The sequence below is a fragment of the Mesorhizobium sp. P2_C5_2 genome, assembly GCF_056404535.1.
The window spans coordinates 841462-853153 of the sequence record NZ_JBFUDV010000002.1 but is presented as its reverse complement, the minus strand read 5'-3'; the positions used below and the strand labels follow the sequence as shown (position 1 = coordinate 853153).

Annotated in this window: 7 protein-coding genes; 2 read left to right on the top strand and 5 right to left on the bottom strand. The window is 64.6% G+C overall.

The genetic code is table 11. From position 1 onward, the window contains the following. Positions 1-40 precede the first annotated feature (40 nt). Both AC1D1B_RS11035 and AC1D1B_RS11030 read left to right on the top strand, forming a co-directional pair. Positions 41-1534, top strand: coding sequence for an aldehyde dehydrogenase family protein (locus tag AC1D1B_RS11035; protein WP_477331966.1), 1494 nt, complete (start codon positions 41-43; stop codon positions 1532-1534). 189 nt (positions 1535-1723) lie between these two features. Then, on the top strand, positions 1724-3079 hold the full coding sequence (locus AC1D1B_RS11030; RefSeq protein WP_477331964.1) for an LLM class flavin-dependent oxidoreductase: 1356 nt from the start codon (positions 1724-1726) through the stop codon (positions 3077-3079). A 73-nt stretch (positions 3080-3152) separates the two neighbouring features. On the opposite strand, the gene AC1D1B_RS11025 is transcribed toward AC1D1B_RS11030, so the two are convergent. The 5 genes from AC1D1B_RS11025 to AC1D1B_RS11005 all read right to left on the bottom strand — a co-directional run bounded on the left by AC1D1B_RS11025 (position 3153) and on the right by AC1D1B_RS11005 (position 11689). Continuing rightward, a complete protein-coding gene (locus tag AC1D1B_RS11025; RefSeq protein WP_477331963.1) occupies positions 3153-4862 on the bottom strand; it encodes an APC family permease in 1710 nt (569 codons plus the stop codon). 254 nt (positions 4863-5116) lie between these two features. Next, positions 5117-7486: a DUF1989 domain-containing protein gene (locus tag AC1D1B_RS11020; RefSeq protein ID WP_477331961.1), complete on the bottom strand. Its 2370-nt coding sequence runs from the start codon at positions 7484-7486 to the stop codon at positions 5117-5119. Positions 7487-7816: 330 nt separating this feature from the next. After that, on the bottom strand, positions 7817-8440 hold the full coding sequence (locus AC1D1B_RS11015) for a sarcosine oxidase subunit gamma (protein WP_477331959.1): 624 nt from the start codon (positions 8438-8440) through the stop codon (positions 7817-7819). Beyond that, positions 8433-11414, bottom strand: coding sequence for a sarcosine oxidase subunit alpha (locus tag AC1D1B_RS11010; protein WP_477331957.1), 2982 nt, complete (start codon positions 11412-11414; stop codon positions 8433-8435). The genes AC1D1B_RS11015 and AC1D1B_RS11010 overlap by 8 nt, the downstream gene beginning before the upstream one ends. Further along, entirely contained in the window at positions 11414-11689 is a 276-nt protein-coding gene (locus AC1D1B_RS11005) for a sarcosine oxidase subunit delta family protein (RefSeq protein WP_477331956.1), read from the bottom strand. Before AC1D1B_RS11005 ends, AC1D1B_RS11010 begins: the two co-directional genes overlap by 1 nt. Between the last annotated feature and the right edge of the window lie 3 nt (positions 11690-11692).

Genomic DNA, 11692 nt, shown 5'->3' with positions numbered 1-11692 from the left:
CGGCGGCCATGGTGCCCCACCTTCCGCGTGGAGGATGATCATGACCCTGGCCCAGACCTCGATCGCCCTGCGCCTGCCGATCGACGGACGCCATCGGCAGATGTTCATCGATGGCGCCTGGGTCGATGCCCGCTCGGGCCAGACCATGGAGACCCGCAACCCGGCGACCGGCGCGGTGATCGCCACGGTGTCGCGCGGCGACCGTCAGGACATAGAATTGGCCGTGGCCGCGGCGCGAAAAGCCTTCGAAGGACCGTGGAGCCGGTTCAAGCCCTATGAGCGGCAGGTGCTGCTGCTGAAAATAGCCGACCTGTTCGAAAAGCACTGGGAAGAGATCAGCCGCTCCGACACCACCGACATGGGCATGCCGATCGTGCGCACCCGCGCCAACCGCAACCGCGTCATCGGCATGTTGCGCTACTACGCCGGCATGGCGACGGCTCTGCATGGCGAGACCATCAACAATTCGCTGCCGGGCGAAATCGTCTCCTTCACCCGCAAGGAGCCGGTCGGTGTCGTCGGCGCCATCATCCCGTGGAACGCGCCGACCGCGGCATCGATCTGGAAGATCGGCCCGGCGCTCGCCACCGGCTGCACCATCGTGCTGAAGCCGTCGGAAGAGGCGCCGCTGACGCCGCTCTTGATTGCCGACATCATGAGTGAAGCCGGCGTTCCGCCAGGCGTCGTCAACATCGTCACCGGCACCGGCGCCGAGGCGGGTGCCCCACTTGCCGAACATATGGGCGTCGACAAGATCGTCTTCACCGGCTCGACCGCGACCGGCCAGTCGATCGTGCGGGCGTCAGCCGGCAATCTGAAGCGCGTCTCACTAGAGCTCGGCGGCAAGTCGCCGGTCATCGTCTGTGCCGATGCCGATCTCGACAAGGCGGTACCGGTGGCGGCGATGTCGGTGTTCGCCAATTCCGGCCAGATCTGCATTGCCGGCTCGCGCCTGTTCGTCGAGCGCTCCATCCATGACGAGTTCGTCGCGCGACTCGCCGCTTACGCTGAGAGCCTGCGAATCGGCGACGGCATCGACCCGGCAACCGAGATCGGTCCGCTGGTCTCGGCGCGGCAGCTCGAACGGGTGACGGGCTACCTCGAAGCCGGCGCCGCCGAGGGCGCGAGGCTGGTCACCGGTGGCACCCGCCTCACGAAGGGCGCGCTCGCCGCCGGCAATTTCGTCGCGCCGACCGTCTTTGCCGGCGTCTCCGACGACATGAAGATCGCGCGTGAGGAAATCTTCGGGCCGGTGATTTCGGCGCTGCCTTTCGACACGCTGGACGAGGCCGTCGAGCGCGCCAACAACACGCCCTACGGCCTTGCCGCCGGGGTGTTCACCCAGAACGTCGCCACCGCGCATCAGCTGTCGCGAAAAATCCGTGCCGGCTCGGTCTGGGTCAACACCTATCACGCCATCGATCCGGCGGTGCCGTTCGGCGGCTACAAGATGAGCGGCTACGGCCGCGAGGGCGGCGCCGAGCATCTCGGCGAATATCTCAACACCAAGGGCGTGTTCATCAAAATAGATTGAACGGCGGCCCACACGAAAATGCTCCGCGACGCGGGTTTCGCAAAACAGAATTCCTTTCCACGACGGCAAAGCCGTCCGATCTTGGCGATTTATCGGAGCGGTAGCATGATCCCAAAAAGTGGGTACCGGTTTTTGGAAAAGATCATGCTCCAACAAAGGTAGAGCTCGTCCACCTCAGGTGATCACCCCATGGCAGACAACAAGCAATTGCGGCTCGGCGCCTTCATGCGTCCGGTCAGTCTTCACACCGGCGCCTGGCGCTACCCCGGCGCCTATCCCGACGCCAACTTCAACTTCGCCCATCTGAAGCGCTTCGCGCAGACGCTGGAGGCGGCCAAGTTCGATGCCTTCTTCATGGCCGACCATCTGGCCGTGCTCAACATGCCGATCGAGGCACTGCGGCGCAGCCACACGGTGACCTCGTTCGAGCCGTTCACGCTGCTGTCGGCGCTCGCCGCCGTCACCGACCATATCGGCCTGGTTGCCACGGCATCGACCACCTTCGACGCGCCCTATCACATTGCGCGCCGCTTCGCCTCGCTCGACCACATCAGCGGCGGTCGCGCCGGCTGGAACATCGTCACCACGTCCAACCCCGATGCGGCGCTGAACTTCGGCCTCGACGAACATGTCGAGCATGACGAGCGCTATCACAACGCGCGGGAGTTCTACGATGTCGTTACCGGCCTGTGGGACAGCTTTGCCGACGACGCCTTCATCCGCGACGCCGAAAGCGGGCTCTACTTCGACCCCGCCAAACTGCATGTGCTTGACCACAAGGGCGAGCACCTCTCGGTGCGTGGCCCGCTCAACATTGCGCGTCCGGTGCAGGGCTGGCCGGTCATTGTCCAGGCCGGCGCGTCGGAGGCTGGGCGGCAACTGGCCGCCGAAACGGCGGAGGTGATTTTCGCCGCCCATGGCGATCTTGCCGCGGGGCAGCGCTTCTTTGCCGATGTGAAAGGGCGTGCGCAAAAACTCGGTCGTTCGCGCGACGACATCAAGATCCTGCCCGGCGCCTTCGTCATCGTCGGCGACAGTGTCGAAGAAGCGCAGGCCAAGCGGGCGAAGCTCGACAGCCTGGTCTACTACGAGAGCGGCATCGCCTCGCTGTCGATCGCGCTCGGCCATGACGCATCGGGCTTCGACCCCGACGCGCCCTTGCCTGAAATCCCCGAGACCAACGCCTCGAAGAGCGGCCGCGAGCGCGTCATCGAACTGGCGCGAAGGGAGAATTTGACCGTTCGCCAACTGGCGCAGCGGCTCGGCGGCTATTCCGGCCTTGCCTTTGTCGGCACGCCCAAAACTATCGCCGACGCGATGGAGGAATGGTTGCTTGCCGAGGGATCCGACGGCTTCAACGTCATGTTCCCCTACCTTCCCGCCGGATTGGACGACTTTGCCGAAAAGGTGGTGCCCGAGCTGCAGCGGCGAGGCCTCTTTCGGCGCGAATATGAGGGCACGACCTTGCGCGAGAATCTCGGTCTGAAGCGGCCGCCGAACCGGTTCTTCGAAGGCTCCGAAGCGGCCATCCGCAAGGCCGGCTGAGTCCCTTCAGATCAGAGATTGTGCAAAAGAAACGGGCGCGCCGAAGCGCGCCCGTTTTCATTCGTTGGCGGTGTCAGATGACGAAGTACCAGTTGGCGAGCAGCATCACCACCACGCCGGCGACCAGCGTCAGATAGGGCAGCATGCCGGCTTTCTTGACCGAGAGGTCGGCTCCCGTCATGCCGAGGTCGGCCAGCATGTGGTCGGGGAACTTGCCCTTGTCCTGGACATAATGCCGGTAGCAGAACACCGGGATGATCAGGGCCGCGGTGATCAGGCCGGCCCACAGCGCCATCGGGTTCCACACCTTGGCGCCGGCGCCCATGAAGATCGCATTGACATAGGCGAAGATGGCTCCAATCCCGAGCAGCCAACTCGGCGCCTTCCACGGCCGGTTGATGTGGCCGTTGTCGATGCGGTGAATCCAGCCGGCATTGAGGTTGAGGAAGTTGAAGATGATGTAGCCGCAGTTCGACACGGCGAGGATGAAGAAGAAGCTCGTCGCGTCGGCGGAGGCGATGGCCAGCACGATCAGGTTGAAGACGAGATCCGTCCACATGGCGCGGGTCGGTGCGCCGTGTTCGTTGACGTGGCTGAGATAGCGCGGCAGCCAGCCGTCGACCGAACCCTGGTAGAGCGTGCGCGAGGATCCTGCCATCGCCGTCATGATGCACAGCACCAGCGCCAGGATCATCAGCATCACCAGCAGGCTGTGGATGAGCGCGCCGCCGCCGACCATGCCGGCCAGTGCATCGGCGACGCCCGAGCCGTCGACGATCGGCGTCGCGAGCATGCCGTTGAGGCCAAGCACACCCTGGAAGGTGAAGGGCACCAGGATGAACAGCAGCATGCAGAGCAGGCCGGAATAGAAGATGGCCTTGAAGGTGTCGGTGCCCGGGTTCTTGAACTCGGAGGTGTAGCAGACCGCGGTCTCGAAGCCGTAGGTCGACCATGCGGCGATGAACATACCGCCGAGAACCAGCGTCCAGCCGGCAATGTTCCACGAGCCAGGCTCCGGCGCGTAGGCGGCGGCGAGCGGCACCAGCGGCGAAAAATTCGCCCAGTTGATCTGGCCGGTGACGATCGGCACGACACCGACGATCAGCATCGGGATGATGACCAGCAGGCCGATGTACTTCTGCACATTGGCGGTGCCGAGAATGCCGCGATGCTGGATCGAGAAGATGATCAGCATCAGCACAGCGCCGATGAAGAAGGTTGCGTTGAGGGTGAAGGAGACAGGACCCAGCGTGTGGCTGAACAGCGTCCAGGTGCGGATCGCCGGCGTGGCCGCCGCGGTCACCGCGGCGATGGCGTCGGCGGGCGCCGTTCCGGCATGCGCCGCGATATAGGCGACGACATCCGGCGACGCCTCGGTGAACAGCGGCACCGGCGCCAGCGCATTGAGGATATAGGCGGCGGCGATCGAGCAGCCGAGCGACAGCACCGGCGACCAGGCGAACCAGTTGCACCACACCGACAGCGGCGCGATGAATTTCGAATAACGCAGCCAGGCGGTGGCGCCGTAGATCGAGGCGCCGCCGGACTTGTTCGGGAACAGGCCGGCGATCTCGGCATAGGTGAAGGATTGTAGGAAGCCCATGATCATGGAGGCGATCCAGATCCCGAAGGCCAGCGTTCCCGTCGTGCCGGCAATGCCGCCGATCGAAAACAGGACCAGCGCTGGAACGCCGCTCGCCACCCAGAAGGCGCCGCGCCAGTCGATATTCCGGTGTAGCTTGCTTTCGGCAGGCTGCTCCAGGGCCGTGCTTATGGTGCTCATGTCTGTGAATTCCCCTTTTTCGCTGTTCCCGCCGGCGATGCCTCGACTCTCGCGAAGCTTGTTCCCGGCACCTGACCGTCACGACTCCGGTGTTTCCACTCAGTCGCATTTTTTTCTTAACAGTGAAGATTGATCCGGCGCGCTTTCACGTCAAGCGATTTGTGATGTCGTGCACATCACGCTTGCGGAAACATGGGTCGGAGGGCCGCCGGCAACAGCCGGCGAAGGAGTTTTGTCCGACCCTGAAGGGGCTATCAGGAACGCGGCTTGGTCTTTTGCGGATCGTAATGGGCGAAGGCCACCACCCGCGCCGGCAGCCGCTTGGCATGGCCATCGAGCTTGCCGATCTCGACCTCCGTGCCGATGGCGGCATGGGTGACGTCGAGCCGCGCCAGCGCGATGTTCTTGTTCAGCACCGGCGAGCGCATGCCCGAGGTGACGACGCCGATTTGGGCGCGGCCGACATGGACGCAGTCGCCGTGGCCGACCGCGACATTGCTGTCGATGTCGAGGCCGACGAGCTTGTGCTGCGGGTGTTCCTTGCGCCGGATCAGCGCCTCGCGACCGATGAAATCGTAGGTCTTGGTCTTCAACGGCACCGTGAAACCGATGCCGGCCTCGAACGGGTCGGTCTGGTCGGAAAACTCGTAACCGGCGAAGATCAGCCCGGCCTCGATACGCACCATGTCGAGCGCTTGCAGCCCCATCGGCTTGAGCCCATGCGGCTGGCCGGCCTCCCAAATGGCGTCGAACACTTTTTCGGCGTCGCGTGGGTGGCACCAGATCTCGTAGCCGAGTTCGCCGGTGTAGCCGGTGCGTGACACCACGACCGGAATGCCATTGCCGCCGCCGATGCGCGCGACCGCAAAGCGGAACCATTCGAGTTCGTCGATGGAGGGCTGCAGAGGCGAGGTCCAGATCACCTCGCGCAAGATGTCGCGGCTCTTCGGCCCTTGCACGGCGACATTGTGCATCTGGTCGGTCGATGAGCGCACCAGCACGTTGAGGCCGAGCTTTTTCGCCGTTTCGCGCAGCCATTCGCCGGACAGATCATCGCCGCCGACCCAGCGGAAATTGTCCTTGCCGAGCCGCAGCAGCGTGCCGTCGTCGATCATGCCGCCATGCTCGTAGCACATGGCGGAATAGACGACCTGGCCGACACCGAGCTTCTTGACGTCGCGGGTCAGCGTGTATTGCAGCAGCGCTTCGGAATCCGGGCCGGTGACCTCGAACTTGCGCAGCGGCGACAGGTCCATGATCACCGCGTCCTGCCGGCAGGCCCAGTATTCGGCGATCGGTCCTTCCTTGGCGAAGGCGTTGGCCAGCCAATAGCCCCTGTATTCGGCGAAGTTGCGGGTGTGCTTGGCAAACGATGAATGGAAGGCGGTCTCGCGGGTCATTTTCGGTTCCGAATCGGGCGTCATGCGTCTGGCGATCGCTCGCGAGAATTTGTGCTGGCCGGAATAGGTTCGCACATGGATGTCGGTGAGGTCCCAGCCATTGGCTGGCGTGGTGTCGTCGGGGCAGGCGGAGGAAACACAGACGATGTCGGTCAGCGCCCTGAGCAGCACATAGTCGCCGGCACGCGACCACGGTTCATCGGACACCATGACGCCATGCGCATCGATCGCCGTGTTGAAGAAGAAGTTGATCGCCATCCAGCCGGCGCGGGCATTGACACCTTTGTCGGCCAGCGCGCGGTTGAAATTCTCGGAGCAGTTGGTGTGGCCGGGATAGCCGATGTCGTCATAATATTTGGCCGCACACGCCAGCGCGAAGGCGTCGTGCCGGCCGCACGTGTCCTGCACCACCTCGACCAGCGGTTCCATGTCTTGGTCGTAATATTTAGAATGCAGGCCGGGCATCGGATAGCTGGCGCCCATCAGCGTGCGCGTTGTCGTCACGTCGAGCGGGTGGTCGAGGCCCTTGTCCAGCTTGCGTGCCGAAAAACACTGGAAGTCGGTGCACTGGCGTCCATCGACATCGATGATTTGCAGATAGTCGCCGGCTTTGACGAAATAGGATTCCGCCGTTGCCGAATGGACGCGAAGATCGAGCACCGGATCGGCGAGCGGATCGGCCAGCTGCGACTTTGATTTCAGGCGCACCGTGGCGCGGCGAACGATGACGGTGAGCGGCGTTGCCGTGTCGTGGCCATCGACCAGCATCGGCCCGCCGGGTGCTGCCATCAGCATCGCGCCGTCGCGCGCGACGGTGAAGGCCTGCTCGGTGCCTGCCGGCGTGGCGCCGCCGAACACGCGCACCGCCTTGGGCTGGTCGAGTTGCACCTGGCGGCGCTCGAGTCCGCGGCGCACGGAAGCGAGGCTGTCATCGCCCTCTGCGAGTAGCGCTTTGATCCCCGCTGCATTGCTGTTGGATTTTTCGCCCAGGATGGAAGGGTCGGTCGCGCCTGACTTGTCCCAGGCCAGCAGTTCGCAGGCCTGCCCGCCCTCGACATTGCGCACCGTAATCGTATCGCCGGCCTCGACATCGATCAGCACTGCACCATTGCCCGGGATCGTATAACGCTCCATGCCCGGCGGCAACGCGATCTGTCCGGGCCTCAGGATCAGGCTCGGCCGCGGCGGTCCGGCTGCGACAGTGGGGTAGGGCGACTGGCTCATCTCAGCCTTACGGTTCGAAGTTTGCCTGTGTGTAAAATTACTTTAGCAGCAAGAATAGCAGCGCGGTTGCGTTTGGCAAGGCGGAGGTGGCGTTCACAGCGGTTGGACCCTTCCAGTCAAACCCATCTTCCGAACATCGGCGCTGCCCCTCATCTGGCTGCCGCCATCTTCTCCCCGTAAACGGGGCGAAGGACGCTGTCGTCGCCGGTTTCGCCAATCGCCAACGTTGCAGGACGCGCCGAGGCTGCGGCCAGCCTCTTTCTCCCCGTTCACGGGGAGAAATGCCCGGCAGGGCAATGAGGGGCAGCGCTAATATCTACGATTGGAGCGCTAAAGTTCCTCGGAGTGCCCGATCTCCACGCCATACTCAGCAGCCGAATCCAGCATCGTGTGCAATAGGCTTTCGGCAAAGGTCGCAAACACCAAGACGTTGAGCACCGCCTGCCCATCCGGCCGGTCATTGCTGCGCCACAGCGTGACGCTGGTGTGATCCATCGAGGTCGCCGCCGCCGCGCCAACCGAGAACGCATCGGAATGCAAATCGATTGACGACAGTTTCGCCAGCATCGTTCGCGCCTTGGCGCCGGAGATGCTCATAAGCACGCGCGCATGCGACTGGTCCGACAGCGACGCGGAAGATGCAAACGTCTGGGCGAGTGCTTCAGCCGTGTGCTTGCCGCCCTTCGACAGAACGAAAAACTGGTCCGGTCCCGACCAGATCAGCGTCGCGTCCGAACTCTGCACTGCCTTGGGTGCATCCGGAGCCGCGGCGCCGAAGCGTGCCTTCGCGGCTTTGCTCATCTCGGCCGCTTTGCCGCGCCGCGCCATCACCTGGATCAGGTCGAAGTTGCGGATTTCGGTCAGCGACACGCCGGCATCGCCCGGCGCACCATACGGCCCGACAACAAGCGCACGCTCGAGCGGACTACGAACGTCCCAGGAAAACTCAGCCACGCTGGCGCCCTCCATCCGGATCGTAGAAGACGGGATTGCAGAGCTCGACATCATAGTCCTCGCCGCGCAGCGGATCATGCGCGTGGATGATCTCGCCGATGCGCTCGCGCCCGCGTTCGACCAGACCAAGCCCGATCCACTGGTCGAGTGTCGGCGAGAAGCAAACCGAGGTGACGTAGCCCTGGTCGTTGTCCGGCCCGGGCGTCTGCCCCTTCGGAATGATGTGCGCGCCCGAGCGCAAACGGCGCGCCTTGTCGACCGGTTTGATGCCAACCACGACCTGCCGGTCCGGCGCCACCAGCGCCTCGCGGCCGGCCATGACGCGGCCAATAAAGTCCTTCTTGGTCGACATCATCTTGCCGAGGCCGAGATCGGCGGCGGTCGTTGTGCCGCTCAGTTCCGGCCCGGCGACATGGCCCTTCTCGATCCGCATGACGCCGAGCGCCTCGGTGCCGTAGGGCGTCACACCAAATTGCTTGCCCACCTGCATCAGATTGCGCGCCATCGCCTCGCCATAGCGGGCCGGCACCGAAATCTCGAACGCCATCTCGCCGGAGAAGGAGATGCGGAACAGCCGCGCCTTGATGCCGCCGCGCAGCGCCACTTCGCGCGCGCCCATGAAGGGGAAACCTTCGTTGGACAGGTCTTCGGCCGGCTCAACGATCTCTTTGAGCAGGTCACGGGTCTTCGGCCCGGCGATGGAGAATTGCGCCCACTGGTCGGAGACCGAGGTCAGCTGCACATCGAGTTCGGGAAACAGCACCTGGCGGCAGAATTCGAGATGCTGCATCACCAGCCCGGCCTTGGCGGTGGTGGTGGTGAGGAAATAATGATCCTCGGCCAGCCGCGACGTGGTGCCGTCATCATAGACCAGGCCGTCCTCGCGCAGCATCAGCCCGTAGCGCGCCTTGCCGACGGCAAGGCTGGAGAAGGTGTTGATGTAGACGCGGTCGAGGAAGGCGCCGGCGTCGGGGCCATGCACGTCGATCTTGCCGAGCGTCGAGACATCGCAGAAGCCGACGCCACCGCGCACCGCCTTGACCTCGCGGGTGACCGAGTCCAGCCAGTCCTTCTCGCCGGCGCGCGGATACCATTGCGCCCGCTTCCACAGGCCGGTGTCGACGAAGATCGCGCCCTGTTCGGCGGCCCAGTGATGCGACGGCGTCAGCCGTGTCGCATGGAACGTCTCGTCGCGATGGTGGCCGGCAAAAGCGCCGATGGCGACCGGCACGTAAGGCGGCCTGTAGATCGTCGTGCCGGTCTCAGGGATCGACTTGCCGGACACCGCCGCCATGATGGCGAGGCCGGCGACATTGGAGGTTTTGCCCTGGTCGGTCGCCATGCCGAGCGTGGTGTAGCGCTTCAGATGCTCGACCGATTCAAAACCTTCGCGCTGCGCCAGCTCGATATCGGAAGCGGTGACGTCGTGCTGCTGGTCGACAAAGGCCTTGCCCTTGCCGGCGACATGCCAGAGCGGCGTCAGCGAAAACGCCTCGTCGTCGGCAACCGGCGTCGATCCCGAATTACCGGTCCGGCCGGCATCACGCGCGGCTGTCGCACCGGCGGCAAAGCCTTGGCTGAGGCAGGCGCCGAGGCCGAAATCGCCGTTGGCGGCACCTGCAGCGACCATACCTGGAGGCGCGCCATCGGGCACGAAGGCGGCGATATCGTCACGCCATTTCGGCCGGCCGCGATGATAGGAGGTGAGCCCGACGGCCGGGTTCCAGCCGCCGGAAACGGCGAGCCCGTCCGCCTCGACCTCGGCGCGCGCGCCACCAGTGAGCGAAACCGCTATTTTCCGTACACCGTCCTTGCCGCCATCGACGCCGCTGACGGAGCCGTGCAGCACGGTGAAGCCATTCTTGGAGGCGAGCGAGCGATGAGCAGGCGAGACATCAGACCGTGCGTCGACAACCGCCGCGATCTGCAATCCTGCGCCGAGCGCGGTCTCGACCGTGCGCCAGCCATCCTCATTGTTGGTGAACAGCACGAGGCGTTTTGCCGGCGTGGCGGCATAGCGTGAGACATAGGTCCGCATCGCCGACGCGATCATCACGCCGGGCGTGTCGTTGCCGGCAAAGACGATGGGCCGCTCGATCGCGCCTGCAGCGACGACGCAGCGCTTGGCGACGATCCGCCACAGCCGCTGCCGCACCTGGTGTTCGGGCGGTGTCGGCAGATGATCGTTGACGCGCTCGATCGCGCCATAGGTGCCGCCATCATAGACGCCGAACAGCGTCATGCGCGTCATGATGCGGACATCGGGCATCGAGCCGAGTTCGGCTAGCGTATGCGACAGCCATTCTGCCGCCGGCAGCCCGTCGATGGTGCCACCGTCCGACAACAGCCGGCCGCCAAGCGCAAAATCCTCCTCGCACAGGATGACGCGGGCGCCGCTGCGGCCCGCGGCCAAAGCGGCCGCCAGACCGGCCGGGCCGGAGCCGGCGATCACCACATCGCAATGCGCCCAGGCCTTGTCGTAGTGATCCGGGTCGGCGACGATCGCGGCACGGCCGAGACCGGCGGCGCGGCGGATCGCCGGCTCGTAGATCATCTCCCAGAATTTCGCCGGCCACATGAAGGTCTTGTAGTAGAAGCCGGCGACGAAGATCGGCGCGAACAGCTGGTTGACCGACATGAAGTCATGGCGCAGCGACGGCCAGCGGTTCTGGCTGGCGGCTTCGAGCCCTTCATAGAGTTCTGCCGTGGTCGCCTTGGTGTTCGGCTCGCGTCTTGCGCCCGTACGCAGCTCGACCAGTGCGTTGGGTTCTTCCGAACCGGCGGTGAGAATGCCGCGCGGGCGATGGTATTTGAACGAACGGCCGACCAGCTTGACGCCATTGGCGACCAGCGCCGATGCCAGCGTGTCGCCCTGGAAGCCTTGGAAGGTCTTGCCGTCGAAGCGGAAGTTGAGCGGCGCCGAGCGGTCGATGAGACCGCCATTGTCCAGCCGGTTTGTCTGTGCGCCGGCCATCACGCACCAACCTTGGCGGCGCCGACGCCCGCCGCCGGCGCCACCGCCGAAATCTCATGCGTGAGCGTGTTGCGGGTGACCTTCAGCCAGGCGCGGCAGCCGCCGCCGTGATACCAGTTCTCAGCCATCACGCCGGCGACGTTGTCGCGCAGATAAACATAGTCGTAGACGGCATCTTCGCCGGCATCCGCGGCAGGGCGTTGCGGCTTGGCGTCGCCGAGATAGGTGAACTCCCCGAGTTCACGTTCGCCGCAGAAGGGACAGACAATACGCATGTA